General features: G+C 58.5%; 20 protein-coding genes and 5 pseudogenes. 17 read left to right on the top strand and 8 right to left on the bottom strand.

Annotated features, from left to right (window positions below):
• Positions 1-13 precede the first annotated feature (13 nt).
• The 10 genes and pseudogenes from BHD06_RS12410 to BHD06_RS12365 all read left to right on the top strand — a co-directional run bounded on the left by BHD06_RS12410 (position 14) and on the right by BHD06_RS12365 (position 12,630).
• Positions 14-1,035, top strand: a pseudogene (locus BHD06_RS12410) (IS110 family transposase).
• Positions 1,036-1,292: 257 nt separating this feature from the next.
• Positions 1,293-1,451: pseudogene (locus tag BHD06_RS24745) on the top strand (Tn3 family transposase); the annotation flags it as partial.
• Between the two features lie 327 nt (positions 1,452-1,778).
• Positions 1,779-2,219, top strand: a complete 441-nt coding sequence (locus tag BHD06_RS12400) for a DUF6789 family protein (RefSeq protein WP_080457340.1) — start codon at positions 1,779-1,781, stop codon at positions 2,217-2,219.
• A 198-nt stretch (positions 2,220-2,417) separates the two neighbouring features.
• Positions 2,418-2,945 carry a peroxiredoxin-like family protein gene (locus BHD06_RS12395; protein WP_217805665.1) on the top strand — a complete coding sequence of 176 codons (528 nt, stop codon included), beginning with the start codon at positions 2,418-2,420 and terminating at the stop codon, positions 2,943-2,945.
• A gap of 69 nt (positions 2,946-3,014) precedes the next feature.
• The gene (locus BHD06_RS12390) at positions 3,015-3,380 is read left to right on the top strand and encodes an SDR family oxidoreductase (RefSeq protein WP_080457314.1); all 366 of its coding nucleotides are present in this window, start codon (positions 3,015-3,017) and stop codon (positions 3,378-3,380) included.
• Positions 3,380-4,816 (top strand): dihydrolipoyl dehydrogenase, encoded by a 1,437-nt coding sequence (locus BHD06_RS12385; protein ID WP_080457313.1) that lies wholly within the window; start codon positions 3,380-3,382, stop codon positions 4,814-4,816. Before BHD06_RS12390 ends, BHD06_RS12385 begins: the two co-directional genes overlap by 1 nt.
• A gap of 333 nt (positions 4,817-5,149) precedes the next feature.
• The gene (locus BHD06_RS12380) at positions 5,150-7,417 is read left to right on the top strand and encodes an acyl-CoA dehydrogenase (protein ID WP_307718129.1); all 2,268 of its coding nucleotides are present in this window, start codon (positions 5,150-5,152) and stop codon (positions 7,415-7,417) included.
• Positions 7,414-8,712, top strand: coding sequence for an acetyl-CoA C-acetyltransferase (locus BHD06_RS12375; protein WP_080457311.1), 1,299 nt, complete (start codon positions 7,414-7,416; stop codon positions 8,710-8,712). The genes BHD06_RS12380 and BHD06_RS12375 overlap by 4 nt, the downstream gene beginning before the upstream one ends.
• Positions 8,712-10,787 carry a 3-hydroxyacyl-CoA dehydrogenase NAD-binding domain-containing protein gene (locus BHD06_RS12370; protein ID WP_080457310.1) on the top strand — a complete coding sequence of 692 codons (2,076 nt, stop codon included), beginning with the start codon at positions 8,712-8,714 and terminating at the stop codon, positions 10,785-10,787. Before BHD06_RS12375 ends, BHD06_RS12370 begins: the two co-directional genes overlap by 1 nt.
• Positions 10,780-12,630, top strand: a complete 1,851-nt coding sequence (locus tag BHD06_RS12365) for an acetyl-CoA hydrolase/transferase C-terminal domain-containing protein (RefSeq protein WP_254892395.1) — start codon at positions 10,780-10,782, stop codon at positions 12,628-12,630. The genes BHD06_RS12370 and BHD06_RS12365 overlap by 8 nt, the downstream gene beginning before the upstream one ends.
• 323 nt (positions 12,631-12,953) lie before the next feature.
• Here the strand turns inward: BHD06_RS12365 and BHD06_RS12360 are convergent.
• Positions 12,954-13,181, bottom strand: a pseudogene (locus BHD06_RS12360) (IS6 family transposase); the annotation flags it as partial.
• Positions 13,182-13,278: 97 nt separating this feature from the next.
• Here BHD06_RS12360 and BHD06_RS12355 point away from each other — a divergent pair.
• A complete protein-coding gene (locus BHD06_RS12355) occupies positions 13,279-14,208 on the top strand; it encodes an IS110 family transposase (protein WP_217805664.1) in 930 nt (309 codons plus the stop codon).
• Positions 14,209-14,974: 766 nt separating this feature from the next.
• Positions 14,975-15,325: pseudogene (locus BHD06_RS12345) on the top strand (ATP-binding protein); the annotation flags it as partial.
• A gap of 271 nt (positions 15,326-15,596) precedes the next feature.
• Here BHD06_RS12345 and BHD06_RS12340 read toward each other — a convergent pair.
• Entirely contained in the window at positions 15,597-16,034 is a 438-nt protein-coding gene (locus BHD06_RS12340; RefSeq protein ID WP_080457306.1) for an Rrf2 family transcriptional regulator, read from the bottom strand.
• A gap of 142 nt (positions 16,035-16,176) precedes the next feature.
• Between BHD06_RS12340 and ctaD the strand changes: the two genes are divergently transcribed.
• The gene (gene ctaD / locus BHD06_RS12335) at positions 16,177-17,841 is read left to right on the top strand and encodes a cytochrome c oxidase subunit I (protein WP_080457305.1); all 1,665 of its coding nucleotides are present in this window, start codon (positions 16,177-16,179) and stop codon (positions 17,839-17,841) included.
• 228 nt (positions 17,842-18,069) lie between these two features.
• On the opposite strand, the gene BHD06_RS12330 is transcribed toward ctaD, so the two are convergent.
• The 6 genes from BHD06_RS12330 to BHD06_RS12305 all read right to left on the bottom strand — a co-directional run bounded on the left by BHD06_RS12330 (position 18,070) and on the right by BHD06_RS12305 (position 22,614).
• Positions 18,070-18,960: an alpha/beta hydrolase gene (locus BHD06_RS12330; protein WP_080457304.1), complete on the bottom strand. Its 891-nt coding sequence runs from the start codon at positions 18,958-18,960 to the stop codon at positions 18,070-18,072.
• A 114-nt stretch (positions 18,961-19,074) separates the two neighbouring features.
• On the bottom strand, positions 19,075-20,145 hold the full coding sequence (locus BHD06_RS12325) for an alpha/beta fold hydrolase (RefSeq protein WP_080457303.1): 1,071 nt from the start codon (positions 20,143-20,145) through the stop codon (positions 19,075-19,077).
• A 162-nt stretch (positions 20,146-20,307) separates the two neighbouring features.
• Positions 20,308-20,664 (bottom strand): hypothetical protein, encoded by a 357-nt coding sequence (locus BHD06_RS12320; RefSeq protein ID WP_080457339.1) that lies wholly within the window; start codon positions 20,662-20,664, stop codon positions 20,308-20,310.
• A 28-nt stretch (positions 20,665-20,692) separates the two neighbouring features.
• Positions 20,693-21,577, bottom strand: coding sequence for an alpha/beta fold hydrolase (locus BHD06_RS12315; RefSeq protein WP_080457302.1), 885 nt, complete (start codon positions 21,575-21,577; stop codon positions 20,693-20,695).
• Between the two features lie 20 nt (positions 21,578-21,597).
• Positions 21,598-22,257, bottom strand: a complete 660-nt coding sequence (locus BHD06_RS12310; RefSeq protein WP_080457301.1) for a glutathione S-transferase family protein — start codon at positions 22,255-22,257, stop codon at positions 21,598-21,600.
• Positions 22,258-22,260: 3 nt separating this feature from the next.
• Entirely contained in the window at positions 22,261-22,614 is a 354-nt protein-coding gene (locus BHD06_RS12305; protein WP_080457300.1) for a DUF1428 domain-containing protein, read from the bottom strand.
• A gap of 192 nt (positions 22,615-22,806) precedes the next feature.
• On the opposite strand from BHD06_RS12305, the gene BHD06_RS12300 reads away from it, so the two are divergent.
• From BHD06_RS12300 to BHD06_RS12285, 4 genes and pseudogenes are all read left to right on the top strand, one after another.
• Entirely contained in the window at positions 22,807-23,493 is a 687-nt protein-coding gene (locus BHD06_RS12300) for a helix-turn-helix domain-containing protein (RefSeq protein WP_080457299.1), read from the top strand.
• 72 nt (positions 23,494-23,565) lie between these two features.
• Positions 23,566-24,277, top strand: a pseudogene (locus BHD06_RS12295) (IS6 family transposase).
• Positions 24,278-24,612: 335 nt separating this feature from the next.
• Entirely contained in the window at positions 24,613-25,692 is a 1,080-nt protein-coding gene (gene dctP / locus BHD06_RS12290; protein WP_080457298.1) for a TRAP transporter substrate-binding protein DctP, read from the top strand.
• Positions 25,693-25,767: 75 nt separating this feature from the next.
• Complete coding sequence (locus tag BHD06_RS12285; RefSeq protein ID WP_080457297.1) at positions 25,768-26,283, top strand: TRAP transporter small permease subunit; 516 nt, start codon at positions 25,768-25,770, stop codon at positions 26,281-26,283.
• The last annotated feature ends 1 nt before the right edge of the window (position 26,284 follow it).

Here is a 26,284-nt window from a genome sequence, read left to right as displayed (position 1 = left end):
GGAGGAGGTCTCCATGAACGAGGTTACAATCATCGGCATTGATTTGGCAAAAACAGCTTTTCATCTTCACGGAGCGACGGCGTCGGGCGAGCCGGTGTTTCGTAAGAAACTGTCGCGTGCTCAGGTTTTGAAATTTCTGGAAGCTTCACCCCCTGCCTCGTTGCATTGGAAGCTTGCGCTTCGTCGCACTATTGGGGTCGTGAGATTTCAAAATTGGGCCATGAGATACGCCTGATCCCGCCAATCTATGTAAAGCCATTTGTCAAACGGCAAAAGAACGACGCGAATGATGCGGAGGCGATCACAGAGGCTGCGATGCGCCCAACCATGCGGTTTGTGCCGGTGAAAACAGCTGAGCAACAATCTCGCTCGATGGTCTTTAAGACGCGTGATCTCCTTGTGCGCCAACGTAACGCGACCATCAATGCGTTGCGTGGTCACCTTATGGAATATGGGATTGTTGCCCCTGCAGGCCGTCTCAACGTCAAGAAGTTGGTTGCCAATATCGAAGCGCCAGATCATGGGCTGCCGCCGCTCGTGGTCGAATGCTGTCAAGTCCACCTTGATCAACTCGAAACTTTGACGAAGAAAATCACTGAGATTGAAAAACACCTGCGGGAGGCCGCAAAGAGCGACCCGGACAGCATCCGTATGCAAACGGCACCGGGGATCGGGCCGATCACTGCTATGGCAATCAAAGCCTATGCACCCGATTTTGGAGGCTTCAAACGCGGCAGAGACTTCGCGGCCTGGCTCGGATTGGTTCCCGTTCAATACTCGACCGGAGGCAAGCAGGTCCTTGGCCGAACCTCCAAAATGGGGCAACGCGATATCCGACGACTATTGATTATCGGTGCCATGGGGCGGGTCCGTTGGGCTTTGAAAAACGGGGCCCCCAAAGGGTCCTGGTTGGCGAAGATGCTTGAACGCAAGCCTCGCATGCTGGTCGCCATCGCTCTGGCAAACAAAACTGCACGGGTCATCTGGGCCATGGTGAGCCGAAACGAAGATTACCGAGATCCCTGCGCAGCATAATTGGCGGCAAAGGGTAACGATGTGAGAAGGACCCTGAGACAGTAAGGACAAATTGATCGGCCAGATCGAGGTTGGGAAAACCAGGGTGTTCCAGAGAGCTTCGCGCTCGTTTTATTGATTTGGACCCGGCCTTCGCATCGCCATACCGGCCCTCGGCATGTGAAACGCCGAACTTCAGAGGCCTGACACATGACCGTACCCGATCACATGCCCGAACCGATCAAGAAAGCTCTTGCATCAAACGAGGTATCCACACATGGAATACCAAGCACCTCGGTCAGGCTGTCGCCGCGCGGCAGCGGGCCAGTCTGAACTGTGCGCCCGATCTGCTCGCGCATATCTCGCCGCTCGGATGGGCCCACATCCTGTTCACTGGCGAATACAAGTGGCGGCGGCAAACCAGGGCCAGCCTGTGAAATAATCAGCCCTATTTCTTGCCGCCGTCACAGCCACCAAACGAACGCACCACGCTCATCGCCGCAACGAAAGCGACCACAAAGTTCAAAATGGAGGAAAGAAGGGAATGCCTGGGCCTTGTGATACGATCCTGCCCCCTACCGGAATCTACCCCTCACATGTGAGTTGAAGGCCGCTTGACCAGGGCTGTGGGGCTCCTTTTCGGCAAAATCCGATAAGTTGACGATGCCGTTCGCCTTCCGAATTCAGGAAACGGAACGAAAACCAAATCGACGCGTTACATTGCTGAAGTCGCGACTTCGGCGACATTTAGGAGGGCTATGACCATGACTAATATTCTGAAAGGCATAATCGCCGGTCTTGTGGCAACTGTTGTACTTACACTGATGATGTTTGCGAAGGGCGCAATGGGTCTGATGCCCGCGCTAGACCCGGTCGCTATGATCGCGGGGATGATGGGGGTGGCTACAATGATCGCATGGGGCGTTCACTTCATGATCGGCACGGTGATCTGGGGCGGTGGCTTTGCGATTCTGGAACCGCGCCTGCCAGGAGAGACTTACTGGGGCAAGGGCGTCGTCTTCGGCGTTGGTGCCTGGCTCATCATGATGGTGGCGATGATGCCGATGGCGGGGGCCGGATTTTTCGGCATGCAGCTCGGCATGATGGCACCCGTGATGACGCTGGTGATGCATCTCGTATTTGGTGCCGTTCTTGGTACTGTTTATGGCAAGTTGTTGCATCGCGGTTCCCTGCAGAAGGCATGACGCGCAACGAAGCATTTCACGATATGGTCGGATAAGGTGCGCTCCTGTCGCAATGCCCCAAACACCTGAGATGCGGAAGCTCCAATGGCCCGTCTCTAGCTTGCGAACAGCAGGCATATCCGGCCCGACACTCTAAACAGCGACGCGCTGACGAAGAATTAACGCATCGCTTACCGCAAATAAGACAAGGAGATGACGATGACTGACAAAATCAAATCCGGCGAACGCCTTCCTGAAGTTATCGTGTCGCGCCTCGGCGGCGGCACTTTGCGGCTCGGCGAGCCGGTGGATGATCATGACTGGCAGATGGTGGTGGTCTATCGCGGCAAGCACTGCCCGCTTTGCAAGACCTACCTTGCAGAGCTTGAGCGCAGCGCACCCGATTTCGCCAAGGCGGGCGTCGGTATCATCGCAGTGTCCGGGGATCCCGAAGATCGGGCCCGCAGCTTCACTGAAGAGATCGGCGTGACATTTCCCGTCGGTTACGGCCTGACTGTGGATCAGATGCAGGACCTCGGTCTTTATGTCTCGGAGCCACGCTCGGAGAAGGAAACCGACCGGCCCTTCGCAGAGCCCGGAGTGTTCGTCATCAACGCCGATGGCCTGCTGCATATCCTCGACATCTCGAACGCGCCCTTCGCCCGGCCGGACCTCGCGGGCCTCGCCAAGGGGCTGAAGTTCATCCGTGACAACGACTATCCGATCCGCGGCCGACTGGCGGCCTGAAGGGTGCCACCGCAAGCCGATGCGCGCCGGGGGCTGACACGGAACACGAGCAATAAGGGTGAAAGACGAATGGAACTCAACGGCAAGATCTGCATCGTCACCGGCGGCGCGAACGGCATCGGCTTGAAGACCGCCATCCTCGGGCTCGCGCAGACCATTGCCAAGGAAGGCGGTGAAAAAGGCGTCCGCACCAACGTGATCTGTCCGGGCTTTGTGAAGACGCCACTGGTGGAAAAGCAGATCCCCGAACAGGCGAAGGATCTTGGCATCTCCGAGGAGGATGTCGTGAACAAGGTCATGCTGGGTGAGACGGTCGACAAGGAATTCACCACAATCGAGGATGTGCCGCACACCGCGCTGTTTCTTGCCAGCGTCCCAAGCAACGCGCTGACCGGCCAAAGCATCGTGGTCGGCCACGGCTGGAGGATGGATTGATGCCCATGCGCGAGGTTGATGTTGCCATTATCGGGGCCGGCACGGCGGGCATGGGGGCGTATCGCGCCGCGTGCAAGCACACCGACAATCTGGTCCTGATTGAAGGCGGGCCTTACGGCACCACCTGCGCACGGGTTGGTTGCATGCCGTCCAAACTGTTGATCGCGGCGTCCGAGGCCGCCGAGACTGTGCGCGAGGCCGCCGGATTCGGTGTTCACGCGGCTGCACCTCGCGTAGACGGCACCGAAGTCATGGCAAGGGTCAGGCGCGAGCGTGATCGGTTCGTGGGCTTTGTGCTGGAAGCCGTCGAAGCCATCGACCCAGCCCACCGCCTGAAGGGGTGTGCTCGGTTTGAGGATCCGCACATCTTGCGGCTTGATACCGGCGACTCCCTGCGCGCTGCACGCATCGTCGTCGCCACTGGTTCGGTTCCGGTGCGGCCGAAGGCGTTCGACGCGGCGGGCGACCGGCTGATCGTCAATGATGACGTGTTCGACTGGACCGATCTGCCAAAGTCTGTCGCGGTATTCGGCGGTGGTGTGTTGGGACTGGAGATGGCACAGGCGCTGCACCGGCTTGGCGTGCGCGTCCGCCTGTTCGGTAAGGGTGGCGGCGTGGGCCAGTTGAGCGATCCCGCGATGCGCAAGGCTGCCGCCGCCGTGATCGGCGCGGGTCTGCCGTTTGATCCGGATGCAGACGTGCAGGACATCGCGCGCGAGGGTGACGGCGTGATTGTGCGGTTCAGCGAAGATGGCGAAAGTCGCGAAGAGCGGTTCGACTGGCTTTTGGCCGCAACAGGGCGCAAGCCCGCGCTCGACGGGCTGAACCTCGGCGCATCGGCCCTGACGCTCGATGATCGCGGAATGCCAGAGGTTGATCCGCTGACGATGCAGGCCGAGGCGGGGCATATCTTTTTCGCAGGCGATGTCGCCGCCCGTATTCCGTTGCTGCACGAGGCAGCAGACGACGGGCGTATCGCGGGCGATAACGCCGGAAGGTTCCCCGAGGTCGAAACCCATCCGCGGCGCACGCCGTTGGCCATTGCGTTCACAGAACCCAACATTGCCACTGTTGGCGCATCGTTTGCCGAATTATCGGATACCTCCTGCGATTTTGCCATCGGCGAGGTGGATTTCTCCGATCAGGGCCGTGCCCGCGTGTTGCGTCAGAATCGCGGGCGGCTACGGGTTTACGCCGAGCGAAGCACCGGCCGTCTGCTTGGCGCCGAGATGGCAGCCCCGAGAGGAGAGCATCTGGCGCATCTGCTGGCCTGGGCGGTGCAGGCCGGAATGGATGTGGAAACCGCGCTGGCCATGCCCTTCTACCACCCGGTGATCGAGGAGGGCCTGCGCACCGCCTTGCGCGATCTCAGCCTGAACCTGGGCCACAGCTGCGAAAACTCTCCGCGCAGCATCGACTGCGGCCCCGGTGCCTGACGCGGCACGAACAGCGGGCCGCGTTCATGGCCGCCGTGGATGGGGCCCGTCACTGTATGTCTCTGACAATAGAAAGGCTGGCGAAAGAAGAGCAAGACACTGTCAGAACGGCTGATTGGCGATCACATCACCGAGGACGAGATGAAACCCGGCACGCGGATCGGGCTGAAGGTCGACCCGACGCTGACCCGGGACGCGACCGGAACAGCGGCTAAATTGGCGTTGGAAGCCATGAAAACCAGCCCTCGGTGATCACTGACAGTGCGCATGATCTGTTAAAATCGTGATGTCTTCTAGCGGCCTTTTGGAACTAAACAGGGGCTCGCGGGTTACATGATGTGGAGGTATGCCATGTCAGATTTTCGCCGCGACTATCTTACCAAACCAATTTATCGTTGGGCCAAAGATGCGCTGCCAGCCCTGTCCGACACCGAATCTGAAGCACTGAACGCCGGTGAGGTATGGTGGGAGAAGGATCTTTTCTCGGGTAATCCTGATTGGTCCCGCATGCTTGAAATCAAAGCACCGAAACTGAGTGATGCCGAACAGGCATTCATTGATGGGCCATGTCGCGAGTTGTGCGAAATGATCGACGACTGGCAGATCAATCAGCAAGATGCCGACCTTTCGCCAGCGGTCTGGCAGCATCTGCGCGACAAGGGTTTTTTCGGCATCATCATCCCAAAATCCTATGGGGGTCTGGAATTTTCCGCCTACGCGCATTCCGAGATTGTGCGGTATGTTGCCACGCGATCCATCGCCGCCGCCGTTACGGTGATGGTTCCCAATTCACTGGGGCCCGGCGAGTTGTTGATGCAATTCGGCACCGAGGCGCAGCGCGATCACTGGCTGCCCCGCTTGGCTGACGGGCGCGAATTGCCGGCCTTCGGGCTGACCAGCGCCGACGCGGGTTCGGACGCCTCGGCGATGCTCGACGAAGGCGTGGTTTGCAAGGGGAAATGGAAAGGCAATGAGGTGTTGGGCATCCGGCTCAACTGGGCCAAGCGCTATATCACGCTGGCCCCTGTCTGCACGGTGCTGGGCCTAGCGTTCAAGCTCCGCGATCCCGATGGCCATCTGGGCGGCGAAGAGGATATCGGCATCACCTGCGCCCTGGTGCCGACTGACCTTAAGGGCGTGGAAACCGGGCGTCGTCACATCCCGTCCTCGACGATGTTCATGAACGGACCGACAACCGGCAAGGACGTATTTATTCCGCTCGATCACATCATTGGCGGCAAGGACTATGCCGGGCGCGGCTGGATGATGCTGATGAGCGCGCTGGCCGCAGGGCGCGGCATATCCCTGCCGTCAATGAGTTGTGCCGCCATTGCGCTTTCGGCCCATACGACCGGGGCCTATTCCCGCATCCGCCAGCAATTCGGCCTGCCAATCGGAAAGTTCGGCGGGGTGCAGGCTCGGGTGGGCCGGCTGGCCGCAGATATATATTCGATGGATGCCGCGCGTCGATTCACCTGTGCCGGGCTTGATGAGGGCCGCGCCCTTTCCGTAATCTCGGCAATCATGAAGGCGCATGCCACCTTCCGGATGCGCGAGGCGCTGAATGATGCGATGGATGTGCATTCCGGCAAAGCGGTGATTGACGGGCCGTCGAATTACCTGTTGAACCTCTACCGCGCCGTGCCCATCGGCATCACGGTCGAGGGCGCCAATATCGTCACCCGCAACCTGATCATCTTTGGCCAGGGGTCAATCCGCGCCCACCCTCATATGCTCGACCACATGATGGCGCTTCAGGAAGAGGACGGTGAGACGTCGCTGGAGAAATTCGACAAAAGCCTCTGGGCGCATGTCCGCCACACCTCGGGTCTGGCCTTCCGCGCGCTTGGCCGGGCCTGGTCGGGCGGGCGTTTTGGGCCGATGCCCGATGTCGGCGAGGCAAAGCCGCTTTACCGGCGGCTGGCGCGCTGGTCGGCGGCCTATGCGCTGATTGCTGATCTGTGTTTCCTGACGCTGGGCGGTGCGCTAAAGCGGCGCGAGATGATCTCGGCCCGGATGGGCGATGTCCTGTCAGAGCTTTACATCGCCTCTGCCACGCTGAAACGCTGGGGTGACGAAGGTCGGCAAAAGGCTGACCTTCCGGTCTTGCGCTATACGATTGACCGGGCCGAGGCTCGGATCTCGGACGCGCTGGACGGGGTGCTGACCAATCTTCCAACTTGGTGGGCCGCTTGGTTTGCCCGCGCCGTGACCCTGCCGCGTGTTGCCACACGGGGACCGGATGATGATCTGGTCAAAGCCTGTAGTGATCTGATCTATGAGCGCTCCGCAGCAAGAGACCGGATACTGGGACGGATTTACGGCGGGTGCGAGCGGGATGGTATCCGCGTGCTGAACGATGCCTATGACAGCGTCATCCGAACCGAGCCACTGATGAAGCGGCTCCGCGAGCTGAAGAAAACACCGCAAGAGGCGCGCGAGGCCGGTGTGTTGAGCGATGCCGAGGTCGACGCGATACGCGCGATGGAAAAGATCGTGAGCGAAGTGGTCGCGGTGGATGAGTTTAGCCCCAAAGACCTGAGGCGCTATTTTCCAAGCCTGGCCGACAGCTCTGATACTCGTAAGGAGGCCGCTGAATGAAGACCGCAAAATCCGACCGACCTGTCTATTTGGTAGATGGCGCCCGCACACCGTTTCTGAAAGCCCGCGGCAAGCCCGGCCCGTTCACGCCCGTCGATCTGGCGGTGCAGGCCGGTCGGCCGCTGCTTTTGCGCCAGCCTTTTGGTCCGCAGGCGATTGATCTGGTGATCTTGGGCTGCGTGAATGTCATTCAGGATGAGATGAACCCCGCCCGTGTCGCCGCGCTTCGCCTTGGGCTGGGCGAGGAAATGGTGGCCTTCACCATGCAGATCAACTGTGGGTCGGGGATGCAATCCATCGACACTGCCTATCGCTACATCCGCGATGGCAGCCACCAGATGATCCTGGCAGGCGGGGCCGAGGCGCTGAGCCATGCGCCGCTTGTGTTGCGTCAGAGCGCCGTCGAATGGTTCGGCAACATGGCAAAAGCGAAAGACCCTCTGGCCACCGCCCGGGCGATGGCCGGTCTCAGGCCGGAATTTTTCAAACCGATTATCGGGCTCGAACGTGGCCTGACTGACCCGATTACCGAGTTGAACATGGGCCAGACAGCCGAAGTGCTGGCACATCGTTTCGATATCGACCGCAAAACCGCCGATGCCTATGCGATGGATAGCCATCACCGACTGGCAGAAGCGCAAGGGCAAGGCCACTTGAAGGGCGAGGTTTTGCCCGTGTTTGATCGCGACGGCAACGCTTACGATCAAGATGACGGGGTGCGCCCCGATAGCGACATGGACAGCCTCGCCAAGCTCGATCCTGTGTTCGAGAGGCCCTATGGCAAATTGACCGCTGGCAATTCCAGCCAGATCACCGATGGCGCAAGCTGGGTGATCCTGGCCTCGGAAGCAGCGGTGGAAGAACATGGGCTGACGCCGCTGGCCCGGATCGTCGACAGCGAATGGGCAGCGCTTGATCCCTCGATCATGGGGCTGGGGCCGGTCATGGCCGCGACGCCGATCACCAAACGTCAGGGACTGAGTGTTGAGGATGTGGGCCTTTGGGAAATCAATGAGGCGTTTGCCGCGCAGGTTCTGGCCTGTCTCGCCGCCTGGGGGGACGAGGCGTTCTGCAAGACGGTTCTGGGGCTAAACGGCGCGTTCGGGCGGATTGACCGCGGTCGGCTGAACGTTGATGGCGGCGCGATTTCGCTGGGCCACCCGGTGGGCACCAGCGGCAACCGGATCGTCCTGCATCTGGCAAACGCTATGAAACGCAACGGTGCCAAAACCGGTATCGCCACAGAATGCATCGGTGGCGGACTGGGCGGCGCGATGATGCTGGAGGCTGTGTGATGCCAGGCAAAGTGTTGAAACATCTGGAAGCTACCGAAATGGAGTTCGGCCCCGCAACACAGGCCGGACAAGGCCATTGGCGTCTGGCGCGGGGCGAAGACGGAATTGCCTGGCTGGTTTTCGACCGCAAGGACAGCACCACCAACACCGTATCGCAGGAGGTGATCCACGAGCTCGACCGCCACGTGGCCACGCTTGAGAAGGACGTGCCTGAGGCGCTGGTTATCCGGTCGGCCAAGCGGGTCGGCTTTGCGGCCGGGGCCGATATATCTGGGTTTGACGAGATATCCGACGACGGCGCAGCAAAGTTGCTGCAGCAAGGGCACGGGGTTTTGGATCGGATCGCGGCGCTTACCTGCCCGACGATCTGCGTGGTCCATGGTGCGGCCCTTGGTGCCGGGTTCGAGATCGCGCTGGCCTGCGATTACCGGATTGCGGTCGAGGGTGCGTCGTTCGCTTTTCCCGAGGTCATGCTGGGTCTGCACCCGGGGCTGGGCGGCACTTTACGGTTGACCGGGCTGATTGATCCGGTCGAGGCGATGACCCTGATGCTGACCGGCAAGACTGCCCATACCAAAAAGGCGAAAGAACTGGGCATTGTCGATCTGATCTGCCCGGAACGCCATGTGCCTGCTGCCGTGCGTGCGGTTGTTGCGGGCAAGGTCGAGAAGCATGAACAGGGCCTGATTTCGAACTCTTATCGGTTGAGAGCGGCCCGCAGCTTTGCCGCGCGACAGATGCGTTCAAAAGCCGCCGAGAACGCGCCCGAGAAACACTATCCCGCCCCTCACGCGCTGATTGCGCTTTGGGAAGACCATGGCGATGACCGCGAGGCCATGCAGGAGGCCGAGATCGCATCTTTTGCCAGACTGCTTGACACCGAAACCTCCAAAAACCTGCGCCGCGTATTTTTCCTGCGCCAGGGGCTGAAAGACAATGCCAAAGGCGAGGACGAGATCACCCATGTCCATGTTGTGGGTGCTGGCGCGATGGGCCGCGAGATTGCCGCCTGGGTTGCAATCAAAGGCAAAAAGGTGACGCTTGGCGATCTTGAACTGGGCCCACTGGCGCAGGCCGTGAAACAGGCAAAGACGATCTGCGAGGCGCAGCACCTGAGCGGGATCGAGACCCGCAATGCGCTGGACCGTTTAATCCCCGACCCCGAAGGCTATGGCGTGGCACAGGCCGATCTGGTGATCGAGGCGGTGCCGGAAAGCCCCGATCTCAAGGGCGATATCTATGCCGATCTCGGTAAGCGGATGAAGGCGGGCGCGATCCTGGCAAGCAACACTTCCAGTCTGGAGCTGACCGAACTTGCAGGAAAGGTGCGCGCGCCAACCCGCTTTGCGGGCCTGCATTTCTTCAACCCGGTCTCGAAGATGCAACTGGTCGAGGTCGTGGCGCATCCCAAGACCTCAAAGGTAGTCGTCGACCGCCTCGCGGCGTTTTGCGGGTCGATCAACCGGCTCCCGGCGCTGGTGCAGGATTATCCGGGCTTTCTGGTGAACCGTGCGCTGACCCCGTTTCTGATGGAAGCAATGGTCCTGATGGACGAAGGCGTGACGAAAGAGGTGATCGACAGCGCTGCCACGGAGTTTGGAATGCCGATGGGTCCGGTGGCGCTGGCCGATCAGGTAGGCCTCGATATCTGCCTGGACGTGGCCGAAAGTCTGCGTGGCAAGCTGGAAAAGCCGATGGCCGATATTTCGGATAGCCTGCGCGAGAAAGTCGAGGCGGGGCAGACGGGCAGGAAATCCGGCTCCGGCTTTTATGAGTGGAAAGACGGCACGCCGGAGCCTGACACCGAAGGCACTGGCCCCGCCGATTTGACCGACCGACTGATCCTGCCGATGCTGGATGCCTGTGTTGAATGCCTGCGCCGCGATGTGGCGCGGACTGAAAACGAAATCGACGGCGCGATGATCTTTGCCACCGGATTTCCGCCTTTCCGGGGTGGTCCTATGCACTATGCCCGAACGCGGGGCATCGGCGAGATCAAAGGCCGCCTGACGGAATTGGCCGACACACTCGGCCCCCGCTTTACCCCTGATCGTGGCTGGGATGATCTTGGTTGAGAGACCGCACATACGAACCGATGATCCGACCGACATAGTCAATCGGATCATAGATTACACGGGCGGCGACATTCGGCTGGCGCTGCCACTCGGCTTGGGTAAGCCGGTGACGATCCTGAACGCGCTAACCCAGGCGGCGGTGGATGATCCGTCGGTCAGCCTGTCGATTTTCACCGCACTGACGCTGGAGCGGCCCGTCCCATCATCCGATATGGAACGTTGTTTTCTTGAGCCTGCAATGGACCGCCTCTTTGGGCGCTATCCAAAGATCGGGTATGCACGGATGCTGCATGAGGGAACGCTGCCGCCCAATATCACCGTGAACGAGTTTTTCTTCCTTGCCGGTCGCTGGCTGGGCGTCGATGCGGCGCAGCAATCTTATATTTCGGCCAATTACACCCATGCCCGCGATGTGTTGGTCGGGCAATCGCCGAATGTAATGATGCAGCTTCTGGCCAAAGACAAAGGCCGCTTCAGCCTGTCGTCAAATACCGATATTTCCGCCGATCTCCTGCGCTTCAGGGCCGAGGGAAGTTTGGATTTTCTGTTCGTCGGCGAAGTGTCGGGCGAATTGCCCTTCATGCCTGGCCCGGCCGAGGTGGTCCCTAGCGAGGTTGCGCTGGTTCTGGACGGTCATCCACAGTTCGAGCTTTTCTCGGCCGTCAGACGGCCCGTGTCAGAGGTTGATCACGCCATTGGCCTGCATGTGGCCCCGCTGGTGCCCGATGGCGGGACGCTACAGGTGGGAATCGGCTCAATCGGCGATGCGGTCTCCCATGCGCTTTTGCTGCGCCATCGCGGCAAGATAGCGCCGCTCATCGACGACAGCCCGTTTCTCGCTCTGGGTGACGAAACGGCACCATTCACCCAAGGGCTTTATGCCGCGACCGAGATGCTGGTGGGTGGGTTGCTGGCGCTTTTTGAAAAGGGCGTAATCCGCCGCGAGGTCAACGGTGCGGCGATCCATGCCGGGTTCTTTGTCGAAACGACAGATTTCTATCGTCGCTTGCGTGAAATGCCAGCTGAACGGCGGGCAAAGATCCAGATGATGCCGGTCAGCTTTACCAACGCGCTTTACGGAGATGAAGGTGCCAAGCGCACCGCGCGCGTTGGCGCGCGCTTTGTCAACGGTGCGATGAAGGCCGGCATTCTGGGCGACGTGATGTCGGACATGGTGAAGGACGGCCAGGTTGTAAGCGGCGTTGGCGGCCAGTTTGATTTCGTGTCTCAGGCCTTTGCGCTGGAGGGCGCGCGGTCAGTCATCACCCTGCCCGCAACCCGGATGAGCGGTGGCAAAGCGGAATCGAACATTCTCTGGCACCTGCCCGCCGTGACCGTTCCGCGCCATATGCGCGATATCGTGGTCACCGAATATGGGATCGCCGATCTGCGGGGGCAGCCCGATGCCGAAGTGGTGGCGCGAATGATTGCCATCGCCGACAGCCGCTTTCAGGAGGAGTTACTTGATCAAGCCAAATCCGCCGGAAAAATTCCTGCCAATTACGAGATTCGCGCCGCCCATCGCAGAAACAGCCCTCATACGCTGTCCGGCTGGCTTCGACCGCATCGTGATCTCTTGCCCGATTTCCCCCTCGGAACCGATTTCGACGATATCGAACGGCAACTGTTGCCTGCACTGGCAATCCTGAAGAACAATTCGCAAAGCTGGCAGGGAAGACTGAGGCTGTTCTGGTCATCGCTTGCACTTCCACGACATGACCGGGAAGGCGAGGCGATGAAGCGCATGGGCTATACCGCCGACCCCTATCTGGGCGAGGAATTAGAAGCCCGAGCACTGCGTGGTGCGCTGCGCATGATCGCTGGAAAAACATCTGGAAATTGATGCTCCTGGTCCGCGCAAAACCGTCATCTACGATGGGAAGCAAGGGTTTCTGAACTGCGAAAAAGTGGTTTCGTCGGCAAATTCTTCCTTCTCGTGATCCCTGACTGTGCCAGTAAAAGACATAAGTCACGACAAGGCCCAGATATCTGAAGTTGCGACGATATCCAGGATGCACTTCACCCAAGTTATCCAAACCGAGCCTTGACCAATTGCTTGCCGATTTTCCAGTCCACAGGAATGTGAAAGCAGTTTTTGTAGATCTTGTCGGCTCCAGGCATCGTCAACTTATCGGATTTTGCCGAAAAGGAGCCCCACAGCCCTGGTCAAGCGGCCTTCAACTCACATGTGATGTCGCCCCAAATGCTGTGAGCATCTGAGCGAGATTGTCGATAGGCAGGGGCGGATAGTTTGTGGCGGCGAGGGCGAAATACGGTTTGGACTTGATCGTGGACAGACAAAAAGAGCTGCACTTGGCCGGGCGATTTGAAGCGGCCCATGATCTTTTCTCGTCGCCTTGTGTGTCGATGCGAAGCTTCTGACCGGTTGTTCAGATGGGGTGGTTGCCGTCCTCCCCAAACGGCATCGCAATGTGCCAAGGTCGTGGTGTTCAAAGCCACAAGAAGGAAAGGACGGCGAATGATAGATACAATGATCGGAGTGGACCTGGCGAAGAATGTTTTCCATCTTCATGGGGCCAGCATGACCGGGCAGTTGAAATTTCGCAAGAAGCTGTCCCGGCCACAGTTTCGCGCGTTTCTTTCTACGCAACCGCCTGCCGTGATCGTCATGGAGGCCTGCGGCAGTGCCAGCTACTGGGCGCGAGTGTTGTCCGGGGTGGGTCACGAGGTGAAACTGATCGCGCCGCAGTATGTGAAACCATTTGTGAAACGCCAGAAGAATGATGCTGCGGATGCTGAAGCTATCGTCATCGCCGCGCAGCGGTCGGAGATGAGGTTTGTTCCGCCCAAGACCAAGGACCAACAGGCCCGTGCGATCCTGTTCCGGAACCGGGAGCGTTTAGTGAACCAGCGCACCGAGCTGGTAAAAGGCCTGCGATCAATCCTCTACGAGTTCGGACACACTATCCCGCAGGGCATCGGGAATGTGAGCCGCGGGTATGAGATCCTTGAGGATCCAAATTGCGATCTTCCGGACCTGGTTCGCCAGGAATGTCGAGACCTTTTGGAACTGATCGAAGAGACCACGGTACGGATCGCGGCCAAGTTAAAGCGGATCAAAGCGTTGTCCACGGAGACGGAAACGGCCAAACGTCTTCAGACGATGCCGGGGGTTGGCCCTCTAAGCGCCCTCGCCATTGAGGCGTTTGCTCCACCACTGGAGACATTCGCCCGGGGCCGCGACTTTGCGGCTTGGTTGGGCCTCGTGCCGCGACAGCATTCATCAGGCGGCAAACCCCGTCTGGGGCGCATGTCGAAGGCAGGACAGTCTGACATCCGGCGCCTTCTGATCATCGGCGCGATGTCACGCTTGAGCAGGTTAGGCCGCAAATCCATACCCAAAGGGTCCTGGCTGGAACGCATGGAGACCGTTCAATTGTCTGGGGTCATGCCGCTTTGAGGAGCGGTGGCGTTGGGTTTAGCAGACTTGCCACATAAGGCGATCCCTCAGTCTCGGGCGGGTCATAGCGGGTTCGCTCCGAGAGGTCACCGTTCAGTATAGCCGCGCGCACTTTCAGCAGATACTGCGCTCCGGTTCGCGACCATCGCATCTGCTGTTTCTTGACGAACCGCTTGGCGACGAGAGAATTCACGCTTGCTTCTGTCGGCGATGTCGCAAGGCGTTGTCCTGCTTGATGGCGCTCGCCATAGTTGATCACTGATCGGCCATTTCGACTGCTATATGTGTTGAGCTTCTCAAGGAGCTTGTCTGCGCGGCGCGCCCAGAGACAGTGGCCTGTCTTGGAGGAGAGCGGCTTTCTTACGAGCGCAATTAGATCCAACGCTCGCCTCGACTGCCCGTTCCAAAGTCTCCACTTGATGCGATCAATATCTTGTTCAAACAGCCCGTAACCTTGGGGCGCGGTCAGCGCCATCTGGGCAAGCGGCTGAAGTTTCATCGAAATGTGAAACCAATCTAGAATGTGGGTCGCTGGCTGCGGCAACATGCCCGCCAAGCGCTTGAGGCATTCTTCGCCGTCGGAGATCACCGTAATGTCCCCCCAACCGACAAAACCCTGATTCATCAAAGCCAGTGAAGCGGTCGCGTCCAGTTCAGCCAATCGCGTGCCCTCGAACGCGAAGAGCGGTTCCCTCCACTTTACATCAAAAGTCGAAGCCTCCCATGGCCCAATGAGAATTGCACGCCAGACAATTGAACGGTCTCCTATAACGCCGTCGATCTGATCAATGCCCTGATCGCGGAGCAGGCTGAGGGAAACACCGGAAAGATCATCAAGCAACTGACAGCGCTGGATTGCGTGATCATCGACGAGCTTGGCTATATTCCGTTTCCAAAATCCGGCGGGTCGCTGCTGTTTCATCTGATCAGCAAACTGTATGAAACCACCAGTGTCATCATCACGACCAACCTTGAGTTCGGCGAGTGGGTGTCTGTATTCGATGACGCCAAGATGACGACTGCCCTGCTTGATCGCGTCACGCACCACTGCAGCATCATCGAGACGGGCAATACGTATTACCGCTTCGCCCAAAGCAAATCACGCCAGAAAACCTGAACCGGCCAACGCAAAGCCCATAGACGAGCCTGCTATGTGGGGGCCGCTCGTCTGCGGGCTTTGCCACCTCAGGGGCGGGTCATTTTCAAATGATCAAACCGGGTCAGTTTTGAATGCACATTGACAGCTCACAGCATTTGGGACGACATCACATGTGAGTTGAAGGCCGTTTGACCAGGGCTGTGGGGCTCCTTTTCGGCAAGATCCGATAAGTTGACGATGCCCCGACAAGTTCGATCTTTGTCATCGGTCTTTTCCATTTTTTCGCGCCTCATTCTGCCGCGATCTCTGGACCGTCAGACCCGCCGCCATGCCAAGCGCAATCGGCGACTGTTGATCGATCAAGCTCGGACATGAATGCATTGCGCGCGGCGGCCAGCCGGGGCTTCAATTGGCATCGTGGCCGCAACACGCACGAGCCGCCATCCTCCCGGAAACACTCTACGATGGCGAAGCGCTGTTCGAGGTGGCGCACGACTTCACCCAGCGTGATGGTTTGCGCCGGCCTGGTGAGCTGCAACCCGCCGCTTCGGCCGCGTCGACTGCTGACGAAGCCGCCACGACCTAGATCCCGGACGACCTTGGCCAGATGATGCTGCGAAATCTCGAATTCGTCAGCGATCTGACCGGTTGAAACAGCCTCGTCAGGTGTTCCGGCCAGACGCATCAAAACCCGCAACCCATAATCGGTGAAAGAGGCAAGGCGCATGCGTGTTCCTTTAATTGGTATTGACAATACGAAATATGCCAGAGAATATTTGGCCATGCAAATACCAAATATGTGACGGGGTCGCAGTTGGCGTTGAACTGCCGCTCACGGCTAATTTTGAAACCTACCGAAAGAGGCTGCCATGAGCGAAGCGATGCTGAACCAGGACCACGGCCGCCGCAGCTTTTTCACGCGCTGGTTCATGTCGACCAATCACAAGGATATCGGCCTCCTCTACCTGTTCACCTCCGCCGCCGTCGGTCTGGTCGCGGTGCTGTTCTCGGTCTTCATGCGGCTAGAGCTTATGGAGCCTGGGGTACAGTACATGTGCCTGGAGGGCCTACGTTTCTGGCCCTCAGCCGCGGAATGTACGCCCAACGGGCACATGTGGAACATCCTCGTCACGTATCATGGCGTGCTGATGATGTTCTTCGTAGTGATCCCGGCCCTTTTCGGTGGGTTCGGAAACTACTTCATGCCGCTGATGATCGGTGCGCCCGACATGGCGTTTCCGAGGCTCAACAATCTCAGTTATTGGCTCTTCGTTGCTGGGACCGCCCTTGCCTCCGCGTCTTTCTTTGCACCGGGCGGGGATGGGTCGCACGGGGCCGGCGTGGGCTGGACGTTTTATGCGCCGCTTTCGGTGCGCGATGGCGGCATGTCGATGGATCTGGCGATCTTCGCGATCCACGTCTCGGGTGCCAGCTCGATCCTGGGTGCGATCAACATGATTACAACGTTTCTGAACATGCGCGCACCGGGTATGACGCTGTTCAAGGTGCCGCTCTTCGCCTGGTCGATCTTCATAACCGCCTGGATGCTGCTCATGGCGGTGCCGGTGCTGGCAGGCGCGGTCACTATGCTGCTGACTGATCGCAACTTCGCAACGACCTTTTTCGATCCTTCTGGCGGCGGGGATCCGAACCTTTATCAGCACCTTTTCTGGTTCTTCGGGCATCCCGAGGTTTACATCGTAATCTTGCCGGGGTTCGGTATTGTCAGCCATGTCATCGCGACATTCTCGAGAAAACCGATCTTCGGTTACTTGCCGATGGTCTGGGCATTAATCGCGATCGGCACGCTGGGGTTTCTCGTCTGGGCGCACCACATGTTCACCGTCGGTATGTCGATCACGCAGCAGAGCTACTTTCAGATCGCCTCAATGACCATCGCCGTGCCGACCGGTATCAAGGTGTTTTCCTGGCTCGCGACAATGTGGCAGGGATCGATCCAGTTCAGGACGCCCATGCTGTTCGCGATCGGCTTCATCTTCCTTTTCACGATCGGCGGCGTTACGGGCGTTGTTGTAGCACAGGCGGGCGTGGATCGGATCTATCACGACACCTACTACATAGTCGCGCATTTCCACTATGTGATGAGCGTCGGCGCAATCTTTGCTCTCTTTGCCGGTATCTACTACTGGCTCGCAAAAATGTCTGGTCGGCAATACCCGGAAAGGGCAGGCCAACTGCATTTCTGGATGTTCTTCGTCGGCGCCAACCTGACATTCTTCCCGCAACACTTCCTAGGTCGCCAGGGCATGCCGCGCCGATACATCGACTATCCCGAGGCATTCGGTTTCTGGAACGCGGTATCAAGCTGGGGTGCGCTCCTCTCCTTCGCGTCGTTCCTTCTGTTCATCGGGATCATCTTCTACACGCTGCTGGCCGGTAGGCGCGAGACCCGCGCAAGTTACTGGAACGAATACGCCGATACTTTGGAGTGGACGCTGCCTTCGCCGGTGCCGGAACACACGTTTGAGGAGCTGCCAAAGCCCGAGGATTGGGAACACCATCCGGCTAAATGAGGATGTCAGTGAACCGGGCTTGCATCGAGCACAGCGCAACAGGAGTGCAATTCGATGAGCACGATGTTGTTCCCGTCGGAAGCAACCAGAACCCTTACTCACTCCCGTTGTGCTCTCAGGACCGTGGACGTTCTCGGTGAAGCTGGGCGTTGTTGCAGGGATCGCCCCCGAGCTGATATCGGTTGCGATCTGTTCTCTTGCGCCAAGGTCCGCTGTTCGAATTATGCGCTAAAGTACCCGATTAAGAAATTCGATTTGCGTGCTTACGGCTTTCAAGAAGTTCGGACTATCCTCCCACAAAAGACCAAAGTGTCCGCCGTCGATAATGACTTTCTCTTTCGGTCCCCCAATCCTATCGAACACCGCGTCTTGTAGCTCTGAGTTGCAATGGACCATTTCATCGTTCTTCCCGTTCATCATCAGGACTGGCATTTTGAGGTGAGGAGCCGTCACCAACGGGGAAAAAGGAACTGGCGTCTTGGGGATAACCCGCGTCGCCTTGTTCTCCCAACCGCTGCCATGCCGACCGCCATACTCCAGAAACCATCGAAACGCTTGTGGCGGCGCAAGCAAGGAAGGGGCGTTAATCTGGTCGAGCGAGACAACAGGCATAGGACCAACTACATCCTCTGGTTCACCGCGCAAATCTGCGCTGTAAAACAGGTCGCGAAGGGTATCAAAGGCCGGGCCATCTGTCGGACCCTCAGGCCATGTTGCGCCGCAAACGGGTATTTGAGCCACGATGGCCGAAACATTTTCAATGAGAGCGCCTGCAACCAGTACAAGACCACCAGTATAGCTATCCCCCCAAAGAGCAACACGGTCCGTCTGCAGGTGCTCCCTCGCAAACGCCACGGCGTCACGATATCCGCGCGCCTGCACCCAAGGGTTTATCTCTTGTCTTGGTTCACCACCGCTTAGACCGAAATTCCTGTGATCATATAGGAGAACATCAAACCCAGCCTTAAAGATAGCTTCAGCGTAACAATCGATTGCCATCGTAATCGTGGCGCTGGTGCCGTGTGTCATGACAATTGTGGGTCTTGCGCTCCCTGCTGAGCGGTACTGCCTGCCTTGTAAAGTCGCGCCCTCCGACGTAAATTCGATATCCCTGTACATGTGCCGTTCCCATCTGTGATTGATGGAAGCAATCAACCACCCAGATAAAAATTCCGCATGAGGCGAATGTCCCTGTAGCGCGCCATTGATGCGCAAATCCTTGGGGCCAACGTCCTATCCGTCAGAAAGAAGCTTGACGATCAATTCTGATCTGCTGCGCACACCGACTTTATCGAGTGCCACAGTGATCTGATTACGCACCGTTTTTTCGGATTTCCCTAGAACATTGGCAATTTCGTGGTTCCCCATTCCTTTGGCCACCAGTGCAACAACATCTTCTTCGGCATTGGTCAGATGGTAAGTGGCGCGGACAGAACGAAGTGTCTTTGTCTCAGGCAAGAACGCACGGAGCGTTTTGAGGAACACCTCCCAGGCGGGTTCATTTTCGAGCAAGATATGGTTTGAGGTGTCCAGCGCAACAAACTGAGCGCCAGCAATGACGGCGGCCAGCTTGCGGCCTTCATCAAAGGGAATGCGCGCATCGTCGTTTGCATGAAAAATGAGGGTAGGCACATCGAGCTTCGCTGCATCTGCCAAGACATCAATCTTATGCAGGACCTCCAATGTGCGGAGCGCGATTTCTGGCGATGCACTCTCCCGTTCAAGACGTCGCCACCAACTATGCTGTTCCGGCGTACCAGATGGAACAAAGAGGTGGGTAAACACCTGATTGAAGGCCGGGACCTCTTTGCCCCATCCAAGTTGGACCAAGTTTGCGAGGGTATCCGCCTCAAGTCGTGCATTTGGAGTGTCGCTACGAGCCAGCATGCCCTGAGCATATGATCCAACCAGAATGAGCCGTTCCACCTTTTCGGGATGCCGCAAGGCGAATGCTATCGACAGTGCACACCCCTGTGACAGGCCCAGAAGCGTAACTGGTCCGTCAATGGCGTCTGCCACCGCTTTCAGATCGAACAACCAAGCATCAAAACTAATGTCTTCGACGTCACGATCCGATAGCCCGCAACCGCGTAAATCATATCTGATGAACTGGTGGTCCCGGGAAAGCTCTTGCAGCCAGTGCCGCCAGATAGGGCTTTCTTCATCATGGGTCGCATGGCTTAGCCAATTGCCAGCCTTAAGAATGGTCGGGCCCTTACCCATTCTTGCCACTGCAATTCGGACCCCGTCGTGTGCTGTGACAAACGAGAGCTTCTGATGTGCAGGTTTGTATGCATTGCTCATATTCTGAGACTATCAGAAGCAATTCCCTCAGTCAGTACAACTGCTCGGGCAACGCGACATGAGGAGATCAGAACAGTTCGAAACGCAGAACCAGAAGCGTCGGTTTTTCTTGATCATGATTTCGAGGAACAGGACCCCTGCTGAATCCCCTATGAGAGAGGCTCACCCATAGCTTACAACAGCGGCCACGCAGTTGGCTTTGGCAGTGGTGAATGCAATCACGTGGCAAAAGCGATAACTTTCGCCGGTTGCCAAAATCACCTCGCCGCTGACAGCGCTGGTCTTGCCGTGTGAGATTGCGTGTTCGACAATGATTTTGTCCGGATTTCTTTTCGCGTTAATCGCCGCAATTAGGGCGTCACGCCCCCTGATGTGCTCTTCTGAGGAACGCGTCCAAACAGCTTTGGCGTCAAATTGTTCGGGCTTATCCGCGCCGACTTCCAGAGCAATCGCGATGTCCTGGGCAAATTTGTTCCTGGGCGAGTTGCCGCAATCGGGACTACCAATGATCTCTGCCATCTCTTCATCCAGCATCAGGTTCGCGCTATCATTCTTCAGCGGTCGCGATCCGGTTTGCAATCAAGGGTGCCAGCCAATCCGGGCGTGACATGATCGACATATGTGTCGTATCGGGCAGTACGGCCAACTGCGCTCTGATCTTCCCGGCCATCTGCGCGGCATGGTCAACAGGCGTGAAATCGTTGTCCCCCAGCAACAACAGCGTGGGCACCCCGATCGCCGCTAGTTCTTCATCGGACCAGCCCCAATCACTGACGATCAGTGTGTGAAGCTGTTGCATCGTGCGCTCGAATTGCTCGGGGCCGTCCGGATTGTCTGCATACTCGTCCTTCATCCCGGCAAAGTCCTCTTCTGTCGGCATCAGTTCCAACGCCTCAGGTGATGGGGCCGCGCCGGGGTTGAGGTTCATTTCCACAATGGCCGGGTGCATACACTCATGGTTCTGGCTAACCGAGATCGCAGAGAGGGTTTCAAGCCGCTCCGGCGCTGTCACGCCCAACTCCATCGCCAGCATGCCACCCATGGAAAAGCCCACCACATGCACACGATCCACCTCTAGTGCATCAAGTACCGCCAGCGTGTCGTCGCGCATGACTTCCAAAGAGACCTGTGCATCGCGGCCCCCAGTGTGCCCGTGGCCCTGCTGTTCGATCCCGATTACGGGGCGTTGTTCGGCCAGAACGGGCAGTAAATCGCCAAAGTCGCTGCTGATTGTCCCCATACCGCCATGCAGGACGAGAAATGGTGTCACGTCCGATGCAAGGTCACCGTAAACCTCATAGTAGACACCAAGATCGCCGGACATGACCCGACCCGAAGCGTGCTCCGCGGTAGCGGGCAGCGCCATTGCAGAGAAAAGTGCAACGGCGGGCAAAAGGGTATTGAGGGATTTGGTGCTGGTTTGGGTATTCATAACAGGTCTTTCAAAGAGTTTTACGTTTCAGCGGCGCGCATTGCGTCTGCCGCGGCGAAATGCGCCATTTGGTCGGCAAGAGCCTTTTCAAAGGCGGGGCGGGCACAGATCCGGGCCACATAGGCATCTGTTGCTGGATAGCTGCCAAGCCCACGAACCCAAGGCAGGCGCAGAACGTCCGCCATGATCAGATCGGCGGCGGTGAACCGCTCATCGACCAGCCAGGCGCGCGCGGCAAACACACCCTCCAGCACGTCAAGACGCGAGCGGAGCCAGCCGTCAAGCTGGTTCTCTGGCGGGTTCGATAGGCCGACAAACCACCACGGCAGGCTGACCATCTCGACCGAGTTCAACGCAGAAATGACCCACGAGAGCGTTTCTGCTTTTGTCACTGCGTCCTGTGGCATCAAGACCTCGCTCTTCTCAGCAAGATGCAACAGGCATGCGCCGCTTTCGAAAAGGCGCAGGTCGCCATCCGTCAGAAACGGCACTTGCCCGAACGGTTGCTGTTTCAGGTGGTCGGCGTTGCGGTCGTCGAAGGGGACGGAGCGAACCTGATAGTCCAACCCCGCCTCTTCACAAGCCCACCGCAGTCGCAAGTCCCGCACATAACCGCGAGGGCCATCGGGCACCCAATCAAAGGTCCAGATAGTAAGTTCTGATCGAGTACCGTCATTCATAGTTTAAGCCTTTTCCTCAACGATCGGGGTAAACCCGCCCCACATCATCCGCTTGCCATCAAAAGGCATATCCATGTCCTGCCAGCGCGGATCGCTCTCCATACTTGCGCCGCATTTGTCGTGGGATTCCTTGTCGGGCCAGATGATCCAGGAAAAACAGACGGTTTCACCATCCTTCAGCGCCACGGCGCTTTTGAAATCGGTGTGTTCGCCTTCGGGGATATAATCGCCCCAGGCCTCCACCATCTGCAAGGCTCCATAGTCCTTGAACAATGGCCAAGCCTTGCGGACGCTTGCGATATAGGCCTCTTTGTTTTCATTCGGGACGGGGGTCAGGATCCCGGCAACATAGGTCATCAATTGTCTCCTCTTAGCGTCTTGGCATGCGCCAATCATTGATCACGACAGGGCGGCCTATCGTCTTTGACTATGGCCCCTCGGCAGCGCCATTTACGAACTTGGATATTGCATGTGCTGTGACATGGGATTTCTCGCGATTCGTATGGCCGATATGGACAAGCTAATGGGTATCGGTTATTAAAGGCAACCATGAAGTTACAAAAAGATACCACATCGGCAGAATCCCCCCATGGGCGCTGGTACGCAGATGCCTGCGGCGCGGCATTTGGGTTGGAGCTGCTGGGCGAGCGCTGGTCCATGTTAATCGTGCGCGAGCTGATGTTCGGGCCGCGCCGTTTCAGTGATATTCGCACCAGCCTTCCCGGCTTAAGCGCCAAAGTATTGACCGAACGGCTCGCCGGGCTTGAGGCGAATGGCGTGATCGTGCGTTCAACTGCGCCGGACCCCGCGCCCGCGCAACTTTATGGTCTGACGGACTGGGGCTATGCGGCTGAACCGATCATAAGCGAGCTCGGACGTTGGGCCGCCGCCTCGCCATTGCATGACCCGACGTTGCCCCTGTCGCCGGTGTCTTTTATGCTATCGCTGAGAACGATGCTCAAAACCGACGCCGCGCAAGGGATGAAGGTTGTTGTTCAGTTTACCATCGGCAAGGCGCGCTTTACGGCCCGCCTTGAAGACGGTGCCATGCCTGTGACACGCGGGGAAACTAACGCCTCCGACCTGCACTTCACGGCTCCCGCCGCCCCGCCATTAGCTGCGGTGTTTTATGGTAACATGGCCCCCGAAACGGTTGGCGTTGAGATCACTGGAGTTGCGGGCCTGTGTCACAGGTTCGTCGACCTGTTCGAACTCCCCACGCAATGCACGACATAGCGCCGCCTTCAGGCCCCCTGCCGGCTTTGTCAGGTTGTTGACCCGACCCAGCTGCATGCATAGCCCTCTGTCATGATCAGCAAAGTTTCACAGCCTCGCCTGAAGGGCTTCCGCTTCCCCCGTTCCGTCATCTCTTACGCCGTCTGGGCGTATCACCGCTTTGCACTGAGCCTGCGCGATGTCGAAAGATCTGCTGGCCGAGCGAGGTGTGATCGTCTCCTACGAAAGCATCCGTGTTTGGTGCCAACGGTTCGGTGCGCAGGTCGCCGCGAGTATCCGTCGCGACCGCCCGGCCCCGACCGACAAATGGCACCTCGACGAGGTCGTGATCTCGATCCGAGGCCAGAAGCACTGGCTTTGGCGGGCGGACGATACGAATGGCGACGTGCTGGAGATCCTGGTCCAAAGTCGTAGGAATGCCCATGCTGCCAAGCGATTTCTTCGAAAACTGGTGCGGCGATGGGGCGTACCGCGGGTCATTGTGACCGACAAGCTCCGCAGCTGTGGCGTCGCCGTCCGGGGGCTTTGCCCAAGCGTCGAGCACCGCTCGCACAAGGGGTTGAACAACCGGTCAGAGGCTTCGCATCGACACACAAGGCGACGAGAAAAGATCATGGGCCGCTTCAAATCTTCGCGCCAAGTGGAGAGATTTCTTTCCGTTCACGATCAGACCGCAACCTTGTTCCGTCCGAAGCGCCATTGCCTCTCCGCAGTATCCTATCGCCAATCTCGGGCTGATGCGTTCAGCCTGTGGAACGATTATGCGGCTGAAATGACCGCATAATGATGGTGCCGGTCTTGGTCACGTCGCGGTAAAACAACCTGACAAAGCCCGCGCGAGTTCAGAAAGGCCAAAACCGAAATCGCTTAGGTGTCCCGTGAAACAAGGGCCGGATCACTCTGCTTCTCCGAGGCCAATTTCATAAAGCTTTTCGACCACTTCAGTATGACATATTAGTTACGTATTACTTGCATATTGACCGTCGATCAAAAGTCGTTTACGAGTCTCCGATGCAGCTCTCCGGCGCCGACAAACGTCCGTCTCCGTCGACGATACCTAAGAAGAATGACGGTTTGGAAGGGAAGAGCCTGCAAGAAACCGAATAGGGAGGAAATCTTATGTCACCGTGGAAGAAAGGCATCGCGACCGTTGCGCTGGCCGCCAGCATGACCGGCGCTCTGTTGAGCAGCGCGGCGCTCGCCGCCGAACACGAATGGAAAATGGCCACTACCGTCACCGGCGGTCCGCTGATGGAACTGGGCGCCGAAGCCTTCGCTGAGCGCGTGTCGCAAATGACCGAAGGCCGTGTCGAGATCGAGGTGTTTCCCGCCGGTACGCTGGGCAAGGCGCTCGACGTCTCCACCACTGTGAAACGGGGCGTGGCCGAGGTCGGCCACACATGGATGGGGTACGACTGGGGTAGGGACAAGACCACCGTGCTCTTCGGCGGTTTCGCCGGCTCGATGGACAGCGAGCGCATGCTGCACTGGCTCTATCAGGGCGGCGGCCAGGAACTCTGGACCGAATTCCGCCGGGATCGCTTCGGCATCGTCTCCATGCCGCTCTTTATGCGCCCCGCCGAGGTTTTCCTGCATTCCAAGAAACCCGTCTCGACGCTCGAGGACCTGCAAGGTCTCAAGATGCGCACCGCCGGGGCGTGGCTGGAGATTTCCAACGAGCTGGGTGCCTCGCCCGTCACCATGGCCGGTGGCGAGGTCTACACCTCACTCGAACGCGGCACCATCGACGCGACCGAATGGGGCTCGCTCTATGAAAACGTTTCGCCCGGCTTTTACCAGATCGCCAAATACGTGGTTATCCCTGGCGTGCACCAGCCCGTCGGGCCGTATGAGCTGATCATTAACGACGCCGCCTTCGAGGCCCTGTCGGGCCATGACAAGGAAATGGTTAAGCTCGCCGCCATGCTGGTGACGTTCGAAAGCTGGATGCGCCTCGGAAACGAGGACGCCAAGGCGTTGGAATTCTACCGCGAGAACGGCAACGAGATCATCGTCCTGGAGGACGAGGTAAAGGACGCCGCCAAGCGCCTCGGCATGGAATGGGCCGACCGCCAGGCCGAGGGCAACGAATGGTTCGAGCGCGTGCTCGCCTCCCAGCGTGAGTTCGAGTCCGCATGGTCGGAGGCCGACAGCTATCGCAAGATGGCCCTGCCGCCGCAGGACAGCTCGTCCAACTGAACGCCCAACCGGACAGGCGCAGCCCCGACCCGCTGAGGGGCCGGGGCTGCTTCGCCGTTCATAGGAAACTCTGACATGATTACATCCATTCGCCGCTTCATCGGAGCGATCAGTGGTGTCCTGGGCTATTTCTCGGCCCTGATCCTCGTCCCTCTGATCCTCGCCTCGGTCTACGAGGTCATCTCTCGCTACGTCTTCAACCAGCCGACCATCTGGGCCTACGAAATCGGCTACATGGCAATGGGCGCCTCCTTCCTGCTGGGCTCCGCCTACGCCCTGCGCGACGGCCAGCATGTGCGCATCGACGTCCTCGCCTGCCGCTTCTCGCCGCGTCTCAAGGCCATTCTGGATCTCGCGGGATACCTGCTTCTGTTCCTGCCGATCGGCATCTGGCTGACCTTCGCGCTCTATCACTACATGATCGAGGCCTATGAATGGGGCGAACGCTCCGGTGAAAGCGCCTGGAACCCTGTCGTCTGGCCCTATCACCTCGTATTCTTCACGGCCTTCGTGGCGATGGTGCTCCAGGCCATCGCCGAAGCGCTCGGCTGCCTCCAGGTCCTGTTTGCCCCCGACGCGAAGGAGGTCTGAG

Origin of the sequence: Roseovarius sp. A-2 (genome assembly GCF_002072155.1) — a bacterium.
GTDB lineage: Bacteria > Pseudomonadota > Alphaproteobacteria > Rhodobacterales > Rhodobacteraceae > Roseovarius.
This window is presented reverse-complemented; position numbering and strand designations above follow the sequence as displayed.

Bases quoted from the DNA above. Each gene is read 5' to 3' on its own strand.
- BHD06_RS12385 (WP_080457313.1), top strand. From the start codon at position 3,380: ATGCCCATGCGCGAGGTTGATGTTGCCATTATCGGGGCCGGCACGGCG.
- BHD06_RS12400 (WP_080457340.1), top strand. From the start codon at position 1,779: ATGACTAATATTCTGAAAGGCATAATCGCCGGTCTTGTGGCAACTGTT.
- BHD06_RS12305 (WP_080457300.1), bottom strand. From the start codon at position 22,614: ATGACCTATGTTGCCGGGATCCTGACCCCCGTCCCGAATGAAAACAAA.
- BHD06_RS12300 (WP_080457299.1), top strand. From the start codon at position 22,807: ATGAAGTTACAAAAAGATACCACATCGGCAGAATCCCCCCATGGGCGC.
- BHD06_RS12325 (WP_080457303.1), bottom strand. From the start codon at position 20,145: ATGAGCAATGCATACAAACCTGCACATCAGAAGCTCTCGTTTGTCACA.
- BHD06_RS12340 (WP_080457306.1), bottom strand. From the start codon at position 16,034: ATGCGCCTTGCCTCTTTCACCGATTATGGGTTGCGGGTTTTGATGCGT.
- dctP (WP_080457298.1), top strand. From the start codon at position 24,613: ATGTCACCGTGGAAGAAAGGCATCGCGACCGTTGCGCTGGCCGCCAGC.
- BHD06_RS12390 (WP_080457314.1), top strand. From the start codon at position 3,015: ATGGAACTCAACGGCAAGATCTGCATCGTCACCGGCGGCGCGAACGGC.
- BHD06_RS12310 (WP_080457301.1), bottom strand. From the start codon at position 22,257: ATGAATGACGGTACTCGATCAGAACTTACTATCTGGACCTTTGATTGG.
- BHD06_RS12355 (WP_217805664.1), top strand. From the start codon at position 13,279: ATGATCGGAGTGGACCTGGCGAAGAATGTTTTCCATCTTCATGGGGCC.
- BHD06_RS12315 (WP_080457302.1), bottom strand. From the start codon at position 21,577: ATGAATACCCAAACCAGCACCAAATCCCTCAATACCCTTTTGCCCGCC.
- BHD06_RS12370 (WP_080457310.1), top strand. From the start codon at position 8,712: ATGCCAGGCAAAGTGTTGAAACATCTGGAAGCTACCGAAATGGAGTTC.
- BHD06_RS12380 (WP_307718129.1), top strand. From the start codon at position 5,150: ATGATGTGGAGGTATGCCATGTCAGATTTTCGCCGCGACTATCTTACC.
- ctaD (WP_080457305.1), top strand. From the start codon at position 16,177: ATGAGCGAAGCGATGCTGAACCAGGACCACGGCCGCCGCAGCTTTTTC.
- BHD06_RS12330 (WP_080457304.1), bottom strand. From the start codon at position 18,960: ATGTACAGGGATATCGAATTTACGTCGGAGGGCGCGACTTTACAAGGC.
- BHD06_RS12395 (WP_217805665.1), top strand. From the start codon at position 2,418: ATGACTGACAAAATCAAATCCGGCGAACGCCTTCCTGAAGTTATCGTG.
- BHD06_RS12285 (WP_080457297.1), top strand. From the start codon at position 25,768: ATGATTACATCCATTCGCCGCTTCATCGGAGCGATCAGTGGTGTCCTG.
- BHD06_RS12320 (WP_080457339.1), bottom strand. From the start codon at position 20,664: ATGGCAGAGATCATTGGTAGTCCCGATTGCGGCAACTCGCCCAGGAAC.
- BHD06_RS12375 (WP_080457311.1), top strand. From the start codon at position 7,414: ATGAAGACCGCAAAATCCGACCGACCTGTCTATTTGGTAGATGGCGCC.